Source organism: Salegentibacter agarivorans (assembly GCF_900113135.1).
Lineage (GTDB): Bacteria > Bacteroidota > Bacteroidia > Flavobacteriales > Flavobacteriaceae > Salegentibacter > Salegentibacter agarivorans.
In genome coordinates this window covers 19,445-34,111 of sequence record NZ_FOOH01000012.1, presented here as the reverse complement: position 1 = coordinate 34,111, position 14,667 = coordinate 19,445, and the positions used below count along the sequence as shown (strand labels likewise).

Annotated in this window: 12 protein-coding genes; 6 read left to right on the top strand and 6 right to left on the bottom strand. The window is 37.3% G+C overall.

Going from position 1 to position 14,667, the window contains the following annotated elements; genetic code table 11:
* The first annotated feature begins 54 nt into the window (after positions 1–54).
* The 5 genes from recO to BM084_RS10165 all read left to right on the top strand — a co-directional run bounded on the left by recO (position 55) and on the right by BM084_RS10165 (position 7,906).
* Positions 55–774 carry a DNA repair protein RecO gene (gene recO, locus BM084_RS10185; protein WP_093304607.1) on the top strand — a complete coding sequence of 240 codons (720 nt, stop codon included), beginning with the start codon at positions 55–57 and terminating at the stop codon, positions 772–774.
* A complete protein-coding gene (locus BM084_RS10180) occupies positions 775–3,180 on the top strand; it encodes a TonB-dependent receptor (protein ID WP_093304605.1) in 2,406 nt (801 codons plus the stop codon).
* A 145-nt stretch (positions 3,181–3,325) separates the two neighbouring features.
* Positions 3,326–6,727: an isoleucine--tRNA ligase gene (gene ileS / locus BM084_RS10175; protein ID WP_093304603.1), complete on the top strand. Its 3,402-nt coding sequence runs from the start codon at positions 3,326–3,328 to the stop codon at positions 6,725–6,727.
* 5 nt (positions 6,728–6,732) lie between these two features.
* A complete protein-coding gene (locus tag BM084_RS10170) occupies positions 6,733–7,116 on the top strand; it encodes a TraR/DksA family transcriptional regulator (RefSeq protein WP_075325218.1) in 384 nt (127 codons plus the stop codon).
* 166 nt (positions 7,117–7,282) lie between these two features.
* Entirely contained in the window at positions 7,283–7,906 is a 624-nt protein-coding gene (locus BM084_RS10165; protein WP_075325217.1) for a lipoprotein signal peptidase, read from the top strand.
* On the opposite strand, the gene BM084_RS10160 is transcribed toward BM084_RS10165, so the two are convergent.
* From BM084_RS10160 to BM084_RS10135, 6 genes are read right to left on the bottom strand one after another with little or no spacing between them, the layout of a single operon-like run.
* The gene (locus tag BM084_RS10160) at positions 7,907–8,329 is read right to left on the bottom strand and encodes a response regulator (RefSeq protein WP_075325216.1); all 423 of its coding nucleotides are present in this window, start codon (positions 8,327–8,329) and stop codon (positions 7,907–7,909) included.
* 18 nt (positions 8,330–8,347) lie between these two features.
* A complete protein-coding gene (locus BM084_RS10155; protein ID WP_093304601.1) occupies positions 8,348–9,796 on the bottom strand; it encodes a PAS domain-containing sensor histidine kinase in 1,449 nt (482 codons plus the stop codon).
* Positions 9,797–9,844: 48 nt separating this feature from the next.
* On the bottom strand, positions 9,845–10,414 hold the full coding sequence (locus tag BM084_RS10150; RefSeq protein WP_093304599.1) for a 5-formyltetrahydrofolate cyclo-ligase: 570 nt from the start codon (positions 10,412–10,414) through the stop codon (positions 9,845–9,847).
* Positions 10,407–11,387: a succinylglutamate desuccinylase/aspartoacylase family protein gene (locus BM084_RS10145; RefSeq protein ID WP_075325213.1), complete on the bottom strand. Its 981-nt coding sequence runs from the start codon at positions 11,385–11,387 to the stop codon at positions 10,407–10,409. Before BM084_RS10145 ends, BM084_RS10150 begins: the two co-directional genes overlap by 8 nt.
* 3 nt (positions 11,388–11,390) lie before the next feature.
* A complete protein-coding gene (gene rimK, locus BM084_RS10140) occupies positions 11,391–12,263 on the bottom strand; it encodes a 30S ribosomal protein S6--L-glutamate ligase (protein WP_075325212.1) in 873 nt (290 codons plus the stop codon).
* Positions 12,260–12,685, bottom strand: a complete 426-nt coding sequence (locus BM084_RS10135; RefSeq protein WP_075325211.1) for an ATP-dependent zinc protease family protein — start codon at positions 12,683–12,685, stop codon at positions 12,260–12,262. Before BM084_RS10135 ends, rimK begins: the two co-directional genes overlap by 4 nt.
* A 178-nt stretch (positions 12,686–12,863) precedes the next feature.
* Here BM084_RS10135 and uvrC point away from each other — a divergent pair, with 178 nt between their 5' ends.
* Positions 12,864–14,660, top strand: a complete 1,797-nt coding sequence (gene uvrC / locus BM084_RS10130; protein WP_093304597.1) for an excinuclease ABC subunit UvrC — start codon at positions 12,864–12,866, stop codon at positions 14,658–14,660.
* The last annotated feature ends 7 nt before the right edge of the window (positions 14,661–14,667 follow it).

The following is a 14,667-nucleotide window of genomic DNA, read 5'->3' as shown; positions in this document are numbered from 1 at the left end:
CGCTTTTTGGGCGGCCTTTTTTAATTATCTTCGGGAAGAAATAATTGTTAAGGAATGCTTGTTACCACTCCGGCCATTGTAATTAGTGCTTTAAAATACGGCGAGGCCGATTTGATTGTGAAAGCCTATACTTATAGTGATGGCTTAAAAACCTATATGCTTAAGGGAGTGCTTAAATCTAAAAAAGGAAAGTTCAAAGCTTCCCAGTTTCAGCTGCTTACCCAGTTAGAAATTGTTGCAAACCACCGCAACCAGGGAAAAATGGAATACCTTAAAGATGCAAAGGTATTACACACTTATACCAGCCTTCATACCAACATGGTAAAAGGCGCGATGCTTATGTTTTTGGCTGAAGTTTTAAAAAACGCTATTAGGGAAGAAGAAACCAATCCACAGTTATTTAATTATCTTGAAAATTCACTAATGTGGTTAGATTTGCACGATAAAATCGCCAATTTTCATCTTTTATTTTTACTAAACTTAACGCGCTATTTGGGATTTTATCCTGATTCGGCATCTAAAGAGCTTCCTTACTTTAATCTTTTAGATGGCGTTTTTGAAATGAACAGTATCAATAATTATTGTATAGAAGGCCAAAATATCACTATTCTACGCCAGTTATTAGGCATAAATTTTGATGCTCTCAACGAAGTAAAGTTGAATCAGCAAAGTCGGTCTAATTTTTTAAATATGTTGCTTTTGTATTACGAGTTGCATATTGAAGGTTTTAAAAAACCAAAATCACTCGCCGTACTTAACGAAATTTTTAGCTAAATGCGAAGTCTCACAGGAGTAATACTCCTTTTTTTTATGGTTAATAGTATCTACGCCCAGCAGATACAGGTTTTAGATGAAGAAAGCCATGAGCCACTTGCCAGCGTGGCTATTTACAATGCGAATAAATCTAAAAGTGAGCTTACCAATTTTGATGGGGAAGCCGATATTTCAGCATTCGAAATGGAGGAAATTATACATTTTTCTCACGTAAACTATTCCAATAAAAGTTTAAAGAAATCCCAGATTATCCAAAACCAGAATACAGTTTATCTAAATGGGAATGATAACGAGTTGGAGCAGGTGGTGCTTTCAGTGGCAAAATTTGAAATGAATAAAGATGAAATTCCGCAGAAAATAGTCAGTTTTTCAGCTAAAGATATTATTATGGCGAGCCCGCAAACTTCAGCCGATCTTTTAGAAAGCAGCGGGCAGGTTTTTGTTCAAAAAAGCCAGTTAGGTGGCGGAAGCCCTATGATTCGTGGTTTTTCAACAAACAGATTGTTAATTACGGTAGATGGCGTGAGAATGAATACTGCGATTTTTAGAAGCGGAAATCTTCAAAATATCATCTCAATAGATCCCTTGGCGGTAGAAAATACCGAGGTAATTCTTGGTCCGGGATCGGTGGTTTATGGAAGTGATGCCGTTGGCGGGGTGATGAATTTCTATACTTTGAAACCAAAATTTTCATTTACTAATGAAACTTCGGTTTCCGGGAGCGCTTATTCCCGTTACGCTTCTGCCAATAATGAAAAAACCGTACACGCCGATGTTAATATAGGCCTGGAGAACTGGGCTTTTTTAAGCAGTATTAGCTTTTCAGATTTCGATGATTTAAGAATGGGATCTCATGGACCTGATGAATATTTGCGAAATGAATATGCCGTGCGAAGAAATGGGGAAGATCTAATTGTTTCTAATGATAACCCACAGGTGCAAAAACCAACCGGCTATAATCAAATAAATTTACTGCAGAAGGTTAAATTTATGCCGCATAAAGACTGGGATCTTAACCTCGGACTTATCTATTCTACCACATCAGATTTTCCAAGATTTGACAGGCTTTATAGAAAGCGCGATGCTGAATTGCGATCAGCAGAATGGTATTATGGACCTCAGGAGTGGTTTATGGGTAATTTTAAGATCAATAAAAAAGGCCACGGATCTTTGTATGATAAAGCCCAGATGACCACCGCTTACCAATTTTTTGAAGAAAGCAGGCATAACCGTGATTTTGGGGAGGATTGGTTATACAACACCAAAGAAAATGTAGATGCATATTCGGTGAATTTTGATTTTGAAAAGACTTTTGAAGAAAGCCGGTTATTTTATGGCGCCGAGTATGTTTTTAATAAAGTAAATTCTACAGGATTTACAGAAAATATTTTAACTGAAGAAGAAAATATCACTGCGTCACGATATCCAGATGCTTCCACCTGGCAGTCAATCGCCGCTTATACCACTTATCAATGGAAAATCCAGAAAGATCTTTCTTTTCAATCTGGACTTCGGTATAATCATATTCTGGTGAATGCTGATTTTGATGAGAATTTATATGATTTTCCATTTCAGAAAGCCAATATTAATACCGGTGCCTTAACCGGGAGCGCGGGAATTAACTGGCAGCAAAACAGGTTTATTGGGTGGCGATTAAATCTTTCAACTGCATTTAGAGCTCCTAATATAGATGATATGGGTAAAATTTTCGATTCTGAACCGGGCGCTGTTGTAGTGCCAAATCCAGATTTAAAACCGGAATATGCCTACAGCAGTGAACTTGGTTTTGACTGGAAACCTGCCGAAAATATCAGTTTTATCGCGACCGCATTTTATACGTATTTGAATGACGCTATGGTACGCAGGGATTTCAACTTAAATGGAGAAACCGAAATAGATTACCAGGGAGAGCCAAGCCGTGTGCAGGCGATTCAGAACACAGCGAAAGCGCATGTTTATGGTTTTGAGAGTGGGATAGAAATTGATTTATCTGTCGCGCTAAGATTCAGTTCCCAAATAAGTATTACTGAAGGAAAAGAAGAGCAGGAAGATGGTTCTACCGCGGCATTACGCCACGCAGCTCCTGTATTTGGAAATACACATTTAATATGGCACAAAAAAAGACTGAAATTCGATCTTTTTGCTGAATATAATGGGCAATTCGATTATGAAGATCTTGCGCCTTCAGAACAGGGCAAAGCCTATTTATACGCCATAGACGATAATGGAAATCCATATTCACCTTCCTGGTATAGCCTAAATTTAACAGGACAATACGAGTTTAGCAAAAACTTGCTGACAACCGCTTCCTTAGAAAATATTACCGACCAGCGTTACCGAACTTATTCCTCGGGAATCGCCGCTGCAGGTAGAAATTTAATTTTAGCGCTGAGGTATAGTTTTTAATCCTTTTTCGTAATTCTCAAGGCTTTTAAAAATCTTTCTGGGTTTATTTCATTTCAATTTCTTTTGGGTTAGCTTTTTCCGTTTTTCTATCGCACTCTTTTCTTAAATTTGATTATTTTCGCGACTCATTGGAAATTTTGAAAAAATGAGCAATAAGTTCCCTGAATATAAAGGACTTGACTTACCAAAAGTAGCTGAGGAAATCTTAAGTTACTGGAAGGAGAACGATATTTTTGAAAAAAGCGTTTCTACACGGGAAGGCAAAGAACCGTTTGTGTTTTTTGAAGGGCCACCTTCTGCGAATGGGCTTCCGGGAATTCACCACGTAATGGCGCGAGCTATTAAGGATATTTTTTGTCGTTATAAAACCCAAAAAGGATATCAGGTAAAACGTAAAGCAGGTTGGGATACGCACGGTCTCCCGGTAGAACTTGGTGTAGAAAAAGAACTTGGGATTACCAAAGAAGATATTGGGACCAAAATTTCCGTAGAAAAATATAACGAAGCCTGTAAAAATGCGGTAATGCGTTACACCGATGTGTGGAACGACCTTACCGAAAAAATAGGTTATTGGGTAGATATGGAAGATCCATACGTTACCTATAAATCAAAATATATGGAAACAGTTTGGTGGCTGCTTTCTGAAATTTATAAAAAAGACCTTATTTACAAAGGTTACACCATTCAGCCATATTCTCCAAAAGCAGGAACGGGACTAAGTTCTCACGAACTCAACCAACCTGGGACTTACCAGGATGTGACCGATACCACTGTTACGGCAATGTTTAAAATTACTGATGCTTCAGCAGCTTCGGTTGAAAAGGATTTGGAAGGCGCATTTTTAATCGCCTGGACCACTACCCCGTGGACTTTGCCTTCTAATACTGCATTAACCGTAGGGCCAAAAATTGAATATGTTTCAGTAAAAACTTATAATCAGTATACTTTTGAGCCAATCACTATTTTGGTTGCGAAGGCGCTGGTTAAGGCTCAGTTTGATAAAAAGTTTACAGAAGTTGAAACCGAAGAGGAACTTAAAGCTTATAACGAAGGTGATAAAAAGATCCCATTTTTAATCGGGGAAACTTTCACAGGAAAGGATCTGGTTGGGATAAAATTCGAGCAGTTGTTGCCGTATGCATTACCTGCAGAAAATCCTGAAAATGCTTTCCGTGTAATTGCTGGAGATTTTGTTACTACAGAAGACGGTACCGGAATTGTGCATACTTCGCCAACTTTTGGTGCAGACGATGCGTTGGTAGCGAAACAGGCTACACCTCAAGTTCCGCCATTATTGGTGAAAGATGAAAATGGGAACCTTGTTCCGCTGGTAGATCTACAGGGTAAATTTAGACCAGAGATGGGTGAATTTGCCGGGAAGTATGTGAAGAACGAATATTATGACGAAGGTCAGGCGCCAGAGAAATCTGTAGACGTTGAACTTGCTATAAAACTAAAAGAAGAAAATCGTGCTTTTAAAGTAGAAAAATATGTTCACAGCTATCCAAATTGCTGGAGAACCGATAAACCTATTTTATACTATCCGTTGGATTCCTGGTTCATAAAAGTAACCGAATTCAAGGAGCGCATGCACGAATTGAATAAAGGCATTAACTGGAAACCAAAATCTACTGGCGAAGGCCGTTTTGGAAATTGGCTGGCCAATGCGAATGACTGGAATTTATCCAGAAGTCGTTATTGGGGAATTCCCTTGCCAATTTGGAGAACCGAAGAAGGGAAAGAGGAAAAGCTTATTGGTTCTATTGCAGAATTGAAAGAAGAAATGGCGAAGTCGGTTAAAGCCGGCTTGATGGATAAAGATATTTTTGAAGGTTTTGAACCCGGAAATATGAGTGAAGAAAACTACGATCTGGTAGATCTTCATAAAAATGTGGTAGATGAAATCACGTTAGTTTCAGATTCCGGCAAGCCAATGAAACGTGAAGACGATCTTATAGATGTATGGTTCGATTCTGGTTCTATGCCTTATGCGCAGTGGCATTATCCCTTTGAAAATAAGGAAAAAGTAGAAGAAGGAGAACGTCAGGCCGATTTCATAGCCGAAGGTGTTGACCAAACCAGAGGCTGGTTTTATACCCTGCACGCTATCGCTACAATGATTTTTGATGATGTAGCTTATAAAAACGTAGTTTCTAACGGACTTGTTTTAGATAAAAACGGACAAAAAATGTCTAAACGTCTTGGAAACGCGGTAGATCCTTTTGAAACATTGGCGGCTTTCGGCCCAGATGCTACGCGTTGGTATATGATCTCTAACGCCAATCCATGGGATAACTTAAAATTTGATATTGAAGGAATTGCTGAGGTGCGTCGTAAATTTTTCGGTACGCTTTATAACACTTATTCTTTCTTCACTTTATATGCGAATATTGATAATTTCACCTATAAAGAGGATGATATTCCTTTGGAAGAAAGACCCGAGATAGATCGTTGGATCCTTTCAGAATTACATACTTTAATTGAGAAAGTAGATAAATTTTATGCCGATTATGAACCCACCAGGGCAACCCGGGCAATTTCAGAATTTGTTCAGGAAAACCTTAGTAACTGGTTTGTGCGTTTAAGTAGAAGAAGATTCTGGAAAGGCGATTACCAGCAAGATAAAATTTCAGCATATCAAACGCTTTATACCTGTTTAGTTGAAGTGGCCAAACTGGGTGCACCGGTGGCGCCGTTCTTTATGGATAGGCTTTACAAAGACTTAAACAAGAGTACACAAAAAGAAAACTTTGAATCGGTACATTTGGCTGAATTTTCAAAGTATGATGATAAGTTTGTTGATAAATCTTTAGAGCGAAAAATGGAGAAGGCTCAAACTATTTCTTCATTGGTATTATCGCTTAGAAAAAAGGAGATGATAAAAGTAAGACAACCGTTGCAGAGAGTAATGATTCCGGTGCTTGACGAGCAGCAACGTGAAGAAATTCAGGCGGTTGAGGACTTGATAAAATCTGAAGTAAACGTAAAAGAACTTCAGCTTATAGATGATGCTTCAGGCTTACTTGTAAAGCAAATAAAACCAAACTTTAAGGTTCTTGGCCCAAGATTTGGAAAGGATATGAAGCTGGTAGTCAACGAGATAAATAAATTAACTCCTGAAGATATTTCAAAGATAGAGCGAGAAGGCAATATTGCGATAAATCTTAACGGAGAAATGGTTAAATTAGCTTCTGAAGAAGTAGAAATTATTTCCCAGGATATTGAAGGCTGGCTAGTGGCAAGTAGTGGTAATATTACCGTAGCTTTAGACGTTAGTATCTCTGAAGAATTAAAAAAGGAAGGAATTGCCAGGGAATTGGTAAACAGGATACAGAATATGAGAAAAGATTCTGGCTTTGAAGTTACCGATACTATTGATGTGACCCTACAAAAGGACGGTATTGTCGAGGATGCCGTTAACCAAAATATAACCTATATTAAAAATGAAACATTAACTGCAAGTCTCGAATTTGCAGAGGTGGTAACTGAAGGAGCCGAGGTTGCTTTTGACGATATTACTACCAAAATGTTTATTAAAAAACATTAGAAATTATGGCAACTGAAGTAAAAGAACGGTATAGCGATGCCGAATTAGCTGAGTTTAAGGCCCTGATTAAAGGCAAAATCGCGAAGGCACAGGAGCAATTGGAAATTTACGAAAATGCTTATAAAAATGATGGAAACAACGGTACAGATGATACTGCTCCTACATTTAAAGCTTTTGAAGAAGGAAGCGAAACTATGAGTAAGGAAGCCAATTCTCAATTAGCTATTAGGCAGGAAAAATTTATCCGCGACCTAAAAAATGCTTTAACAAGGATTGAAAACAAAACATACGGAATATGCCGTGTAACCGGAAAATTAATCGCTAAAGAGCGTTTAAAATTGGTGCCACACGCTACTTTAAGTATTGAGGCTAAAAACATGCAGAAATAAATATTTTCTGTTACTCAAAATTTATAGCGCCCCTTTGCTTGTGCCTGGGGGCGCTTTTATTTTAAGATTATAAAATTTAAAAAATGCTTCCCAGAAGCTGATTTTTAGCCGGGTAAAAACTAAATAATATTAGTATTTTAGCGGCGTTTTAAATTCCACAGAGTTCATGTCCTTAAAAAAAGCGGGTATTATTATCGTTTTGGTTCTTTTAATAGACCAAATTTCAAAATTTTATATCAAAACAAATTTTTCGCTTGGCGAAGAAGTACCGGTTTTTGATTGGTTCAGAATTTTATTTGTAGAAAATGAAGGAATGGCCTGGGGAACCAAGATCCCGGGAGAATACGGAAAACTTTTCCTTACGCTTTTTAGATTGGTGGCCATTGTCGGTATTGGTTACTGGTTGTGGGATTCGGTTAGAAAAAATGGTTCAAGAATCTTAATCACCGCAATAGCTTTAATTTTCGCAGGAGCTTTTGGGAATATTATAGACTCTGTTTTCTACGGAATTGTTTTTAATGGCAGCTATGGGCAGGTAGCCGAATTTATGCCGGCAGAAGGTGGCTATGGTACCTTATTTCACGGTAAGGTGGTAGATATGCTTTACTTCCCATTATGGCAGGGCAATTTGCCCGAATGGATTCCTTTCTGGGGCGGAAATTACTTCACATTCTTTGAACCGGTATTCAATATAGCCGATACCGCAATTAGTGCGGGCGTAATTTTACTGCTGCTTTTTAATAAACGAGCTTTTCCAAAAGAAGAGGAAGAGGCTAAAGCAAGTAACTAACTAAGCGGCTGCGTTTCCGTTTCTATCAAAAATCTTTTCGAATTTCTTTAATTCTATTGGCTTAATTAGATAATCGGTCACCAAATTAATAGATTTTGCGCGTTCCAAATCTCGCGGATCTATTGAAGAACTTACCACATAAAGTGTGATCTTCTTCTCAAAGTTATTCTTAATTTTAATAAATTCATTTAGAAACTCCCAGCCATCCATAACAGGCATATTGATATCCAGGAAAATAATATCGGGAAGTCTATCTTCGGTAGCGTTTTCAAGAATCAACTTAAAATGATCTAAAGCTTCCATACCGTTTTTAAAAATGAGAAGATTGTTAGAAAGTTTTTTAATTTCAATAATCTTCTTAACCAGGTTAACGTATATCTTATCATCGTCAATAATACACGCCAATTCTACTTTTTGCCCCATGAGAATTAGTTTAATTTTTTAAAATTTAATTTTAAATGTAGTGCCTACATCTACAGTGCTGGTTACCGAGATTGTACCCCCAAGTGTTTCCACTTGATTTTTTGTAATAAAAAGTCCAATACCACGGGAATCCAGGTTCTCATGAAAGGTTTTATACATCCCAAACATCTTGTCACCATATTGATCCAGGTCAATGCCCAAACCATTATCACTAACCTCCAAAAAAGGAGTTTCATTCTTCAAATAGGTTTGAATATAAATTACCGGTTTTCTACCCGGATGTTTATATTTAATGGCATTTGTAATTAAATTTAGTAAAATACTTTCAAGATATTCAGGTATATAGCTAATTTCTTTTAGGGCGTGAAATTCAGCTACGATTTTTGCATTTTCCCGATTAATTAATGAAGAAGTTGAAGCCATTACCCCACTTAGGGCTTTTTCGAAAGAAACAATTCGGCGTTCTTTTCCTAAAACCGTTTGTTTATTTACAATTTCATTAAGCTCATTTATAGCTAAATCCAGATTTTCAGAAATATCGGCTACATTAGGAATTAATTCAATTTTATCTTTATCGGTTTTGGCGTCTTTTAGTAATTCAACAATTAGACACAGGTTACTGCTATGGGAGCGTAGGTGGTGGGAGACAATATGTGCAAAATTGAATAAACGGGAATTTTGGGTAGCAACAAGGTCTAGAGAATTCTGTAAATTCAATTCGTTTATTTTCTGATCGTTTATATCCTGAAAAACACCCCGAATTCCAATAATATCCTGGTCTTCGTTATAAACGGGTTTTCCGGTGGCGCGAACCCAGAAATCTTTGTTATAGAGATTCCGCATTTTTAGTTCAACCTTAAACGGAATTCCATATTTCTCACATTTATCAAATGCTGAAGTTACTTCCTGATGTTCCTCGGGCGCATAAAATCTTAAATGTTCATTGTAGGGTGGTTGATAATCCAGGGGGCATCCAATTATCTTTTTTGTCACATTATCCCAATAAATATTCTTGTTCTGGGTGTCTATATACCAACCCCCGGTATTGGTCATTTGTGCGGTTTCGTGATAATAAAAGAAGTTTTCTTCAATAGTATATTGGTCGCGTTTATTTTGATGAATGTTTACAAAAAGAAGTACTGCGGTTTCCTTATTATTTTCCTTATTCTTTAAGTTTCGGCATTCGAACCAGCGATATTTACCATTATTAAGTTTCAGTTTAAGCTCTATGCTAAAAGCTTCATTTTCTTCGGTAAGTTTATCAAAATAAAGTCTGAAATCGTAGCGATAATCCTGGTGCAGAATTTCCTTTAAAAAATATTCAAAATGAGATTCAGAAAAAATGGGATTCCCCACAAGTGTATCAAAATGTTCGGACCAGCTCACCTCTTTGTTGAGAAGATTGATCTTCCAGTAGGCGATATCAAAATCTTCAAGAATGCTGTTTAATTGAAGGTCGTTTAGCATTAAAGGGGCGAAAGTTTTGTTAAAAATAACAGAATACTTCCTAATTCCCTAATTTTTAAAGCTATATATTTTACCCGGTGTAACACAATAATCCAATGGAATATCGCTGCTAAAAACTTCTTTAAATGCCGGCTCTGCTTCGAAGAATGAAAGTCCTACCTTAATTACATCAGGCTTACATTCACTTAAAAAGTTATCGTAAAAACCTTTGCCGTAGCCTATACGGTGGCCGTTTTCGTCAAATGCGAGAAGCGGTACAAAAACCACATCTATTTGGGCTGGAGCGATTGGAATACCACCCTCGGGCTCTGGAATATTCCAGCGGTTCTTTTTTATAACGCTGCTATCGGTAAGTAAAAAATGTTCCAGTTTATGTTTTTTCACATCGGTTTTAGACAGCACTACGTTCTTGTCTTTTCCCTGGAGAATATGTAAGATATTTTCGGTATCGATTTCTTTTTGTTCCGCAATACTTAGAAAAAGATGGTAAAATTCTTTTTCCCAAACGGGTAGTTGAAGTAATTGATTGGTAATTTCAAGGCTAAGCGCTTCTATTTTTTCTTCGGAAAGCTCTAAACGTAATGCTTTGTATTTTTTTCGTAATTCGGCTTTATTCATCTTTTGGTGGTGCTGAAATATGAAAAATAGCATCTCCCTGGTAAACAATGGGAGATTCGTTAATATTAATTACATAGCCGGTATTTACCGCCTTAATTTTATGCCTGAATTTCCCATAAGGATCGGTAATAGTACCAATGTATTCCCCTTTTTCTACGTGTTTACCACAAGGAATTTTTATGTGAAGCAAACCGCTGTATTTAGCGCGCATCCAGTTGGTATTTTCAATCACTACGGTTTCGGTAATCGCATCTGGATATTCAAAATTTGGATTTAGCATTTCTAAAAAGCTCAAAATTCGCATGGCGCCTTCTACCCCGTGTTTGGCGATATCTTTATTGCTGTCCTGAGATTTTCCGCCTTCAAAAAGTAACACCGGAATTCCTTTCTTAGCACAGGTTTCACGATAAGATTTTGTAATGGTTTTTGAATGTATAGTAAAAGGAGCGCTAAAAATACGTGCGTATTTAAGACTTTGTTCATCGCCTCGTTTCACCCTTATTTGTGGGGCATTAAACCTGCTGGCGCCACCAGTGTGAAAGTCTAAACAGAAATTTGCAAGTGGTAATATTTTCTTTACAAACTGAAATGCAAACCTGCTGGCCAATGAACCGTGTTTGGTTCCCGGAAACATTCGGTTGAGGTCACGACCATCGGGAAATTCCCGGCGTAAGTTCAGAAATCCAAAAATATTCACCACGGGAATACAAATAACGGTTCCTTTTTGAGGCCTATTGATTCCTTTGGAGATAATTTGCCGAACAATTTCTACCCCGTTAATTTCATCGCCGTGAATTCCTGCAGTTATTAAAACAACGGGACCAGGCTTTTTAGAACGTTCAATAATTACCGGTACCTCCACCGAGGTAGTGGTGTAAAGTTTGGCCATATTAAAATTAATAGTGGCGCTTTTTCCCGGCTTTACCTTTTCTCCCAGGATTTCCAGAACATTGTCACTGGTTATTTTTGCCATAGGCTAAACGTTCCTTTCAATATATCTTATTATGGATTTGGCAATATCTTTACCGGTAGCTTTCTCAATACCTTCTAAGCCCGGAGAAGAATTTACCTCAAGAATTAGAGGCCCGCGGGCACTTTGTAGCATATCTACCCCGGCAACCCCAAGCCCCATTGCTTTGGTGGCTTTAACGGCTGCAATTTCTTCTTCGTCGGTAAGTTCAACAACTTCTGCGCTGCCGCCGCGGTGAAGATTAGATCTAAATTCTCCTTCTTTACCCTGTCTTTTCATGGCGCCAACTACGTGACCGTCTACCACAAAAGCCCTAATGTCTCCACCTTTAGCTTCTTCAATAAATTCCTGAACAATTACCCTGGCTTGTAAACCGTTAAAAGCTTCAATTACCGATTCTGCGGCGTTATTAGTTTCAGCTAAAACAACACCAACGCCCTGGGTTCCTTCTAATAGTTTTATAACTAAAGGTGTGCCGCCAACTTGTTTTATAACACCAGATACATCCCTGGAATAGTTAGTGAAAACTGTTTTTGGCAGTCCAATTTTTGCACGGGAAAGTACTTGTAAACTTCTCAGTTTATCACGGCTTCTTACCAAAGATTCAGATTCTGTAGTGGTGAACGCGCCCATCATCTCAAACTGTCTTACCACCGCGGTACCATAAAATGTTACCGAAGCTCCAATTCTTGGAATTACTGCATCTACACCTTCTATATAGCCACCTTTGTAGTAAATATTAGGTTTACGCTTCTCAATAACAATGTCACACTTTAGAGGATCTATAACTTCTACTTCGTGCTTGCGTTTTGTAGCAGCTTCTACAAGACGTTTTGTAGAATATAAATGGCTATTACGCGAAAGAATTTTTATTTTCATTTTTGTTTAAAATTGTAAGAAACGTCAGTTAATTCGGTGTCCACGATAAATTTTTTGGTAAGGAATTTTCGGCCAATTAGCACCGGAAACCTCATTTCCTGTCGGGAGGACAAAGAAAGGGAAATTTTATAGACCTTATTAAAAATTTTAATAGTGGATATTACCTGATATCTTTTTTGAATAATTCCGTTACTGCTGCGCACAAAAACGATATCATAATCTGTAAAAGTAAATTTTTTTCCGTTGTACAAAGGATGTTCTTCATCCAGAAAAGTGCATTCTAAAACCCCATCTTTTTCAACAATATTTTCACAGTGTATAGATGAAGTATAAGCACCGGTATCAATTTTAATAGCTATATCATTTAAATGCAGTGCAGGGAAATCTGCTTTATCAAAACGCCCAATTACTGTTTTCTCCATACCGCAAGGTAGTAAAATACACATCTAATTTTTTTATAGAAATTATAAAATTTAATGAACGTCAAGCCCATAGCTAAGCTGAGGAACGGAATTTTGACCTTCAAATTAATATAAATTTAACATTTACTGGCGCTATCAATTTTTACTGCTACGCATAATAAATTCTACCTTTGGGGAAATGGAAACGCCAGCTTTAGAAGTACAATTAAAAACTCTTCCCAATAGTCCCGGGGTGTACCAGTATTACGATAAAAACGGGAAAATTTTATATGTAGGGAAAGCCAAAAACCTTAAAAAAAGGGTGACTTCCTATTTTACCAAACGCCACGACAGTCATAGAATTGGCGTGATGGTAAAAAAGATAAAGGAGATAAAGCACATTGTTGTAGAATCTGAAACCGATGCTTTACTTTTAGAAAATAATCTTATAAAAAAGCATCAGCCGCGGTTTAACGTGATGCTTAAAGATGATAAAACCTATCCGTGGATTTGCATCAAAAATGAACGTTTTCCAAGAGTTTTTCCTACCCGGAAATTAATAAAAGACGGTAGCGAATATTATGGGCCTTTTACAAGTTTTAAAACGGTAAATACGCTGCTTGATCTAATAAAAGGGCTTTACAAGCTTAGAACCTGTAATTATGATCTTTCAGAAGAAAAAATAAGGAACGGGAAATACAAGGTTTGCCTGGAATATCATTTAGGAAACTGTAAAGGCCCTTGTGAAGCAAAACAGCCTGAGGCAGAATACAACAGTAATATTGAAGCGATTCGGCAAATTGTAAAAGGAAATTTTAAAGATTCTTTACAGCAATTTAGAGAGCAAATGAAGTTGCACGCTGAGAAAATGGAGTTTGAAGATGCACAGCGTATAAAAAATAAGATTGATGTACTGGAAAATTACCAGTCTAAATCTACAGTGGTTAATCCAAAAATTACCAATGTTGATGTGTTTTCTATAGTTTCAGATGAAGGCTATGGATATGTAAATTTTCTCCAGCTTTCCCACGGTGCGATTATTAGGTCGCATACCATAGAAATGAAGAAAAAGCTGGATGAAACCGATGAAGAATTACTGGAACTGGCAATTACCGAAATTCGGCAGCGCTTTAGTTCAAATTCTAAAGAAATATATGTGCCCTTTAAGGTTGATGCCGGCGAAGAAGTGAAAGTAACTATTCCAAAACTAGGCGATAAAAAGAAGATTGTAGATTTATCGCTTAGAAATGCCAAATATTACCGCCAGGAACGTTTTAAGCAAATGAAAATTGTAGATCCAGACCGCCACGTAAAACGAATTATGGCGCAAATGAAAGAAGATCTTCGGTTAAATGTAGAACCAAGACATATAGAGTGTTTTGATAATTCTAATATCCAGGGAACAAATCCCGTGGCGGCTTGTGTGGTTTTTAAAAACGGCAAACCCAGCAAAAAAGATTATCGTAAATTTAATATCAAAACCGTGGAAGGCCCAGATGATTTCGCTTCTATGGAAGAAGTGGTTTTTAGGCGCTACAAACGTTTGCTTAATGAGGGTGAAGATTTGCCGCAACTCATCATTGTAGATGGGGGAAAAGGCCAGCTTTCTTCAGGTGTAAAAGCATTGGAAGCTTTGGATTTACGAGGAAAAATAGCCATTATAGGAATTGCAAAACGCCTGGAAGAGATTTTTTATCCGGGAGATACCATTCCTCTTTATTTAGATAAAAAGTCTGAAACTTTAAAAATTATTCAGCAGCTTAGGAATGAGGCGCATAGGTTTGGAATTACTTTTCATCGTAACAAAAGGAGTAAAACTGCGTTAAATACAGAGTTGGAAGAGATTACCGGCATTGGAGAAAAAACCGTGGTAGAATTATTAAAACAATTTAGATCGGTAAAACGAATAAAAGAAGCTTCAGAAAAAGAACTCGCCGAGGTTATTGGAGTTTCTAAAGCGGGAATAATTTTCAATCATTATCATGAGAAAAAATAAAACAGCA

Coding starts and splice junctions, on each gene's coding strand:
- BM084_RS10135 (WP_075325211.1), bottom strand. CDS start 12,685: ATGGAGAAAACAGTAATTGGGCGTTTTGATAAAGCAGATTTCCCTGCA.
- BM084_RS10180 (WP_093304605.1), top strand. CDS start 775: ATGCGAAGTCTCACAGGAGTAATACTCCTTTTTTTTATGGTTAATAGT.
- uvrC (WP_093304597.1), top strand. CDS start 12,864: ATGGAAACGCCAGCTTTAGAAGTACAATTAAAAACTCTTCCCAATAGT.
- BM084_RS10150 (WP_093304599.1), bottom strand. CDS start 10,414: ATGAATAAAGCCGAATTACGAAAAAAATACAAAGCATTACGTTTAGAG.
- BM084_RS10155 (WP_093304601.1), bottom strand. CDS start 9,796: ATGCTAAACGACCTTCAATTAAACAGCATTCTTGAAGATTTTGATATC.
- ileS (WP_093304603.1), top strand. CDS start 3,326: ATGAGCAATAAGTTCCCTGAATATAAAGGACTTGACTTACCAAAAGTA.
- rimK (WP_075325212.1), bottom strand. CDS start 12,263: ATGAAAATAAAAATTCTTTCGCGTAATAGCCATTTATATTCTACAAAA.
- BM084_RS10160 (WP_075325216.1), bottom strand. CDS start 8,329: ATGGGGCAAAAAGTAGAATTGGCGTGTATTATTGACGATGATAAGATA.
- BM084_RS10170 (WP_075325218.1), top strand. CDS start 6,733: ATGGCAACTGAAGTAAAAGAACGGTATAGCGATGCCGAATTAGCTGAG.
- BM084_RS10165 (WP_075325217.1), top strand. CDS start 7,283: ATGTCCTTAAAAAAAGCGGGTATTATTATCGTTTTGGTTCTTTTAATA.
- BM084_RS10145 (WP_075325213.1), bottom strand. CDS start 11,387: ATGGCAAAAATAACCAGTGACAATGTTCTGGAAATCCTGGGAGAAAAG.
- recO (WP_093304607.1), top strand. CDS start 55: ATGCTTGTTACCACTCCGGCCATTGTAATTAGTGCTTTAAAATACGGC.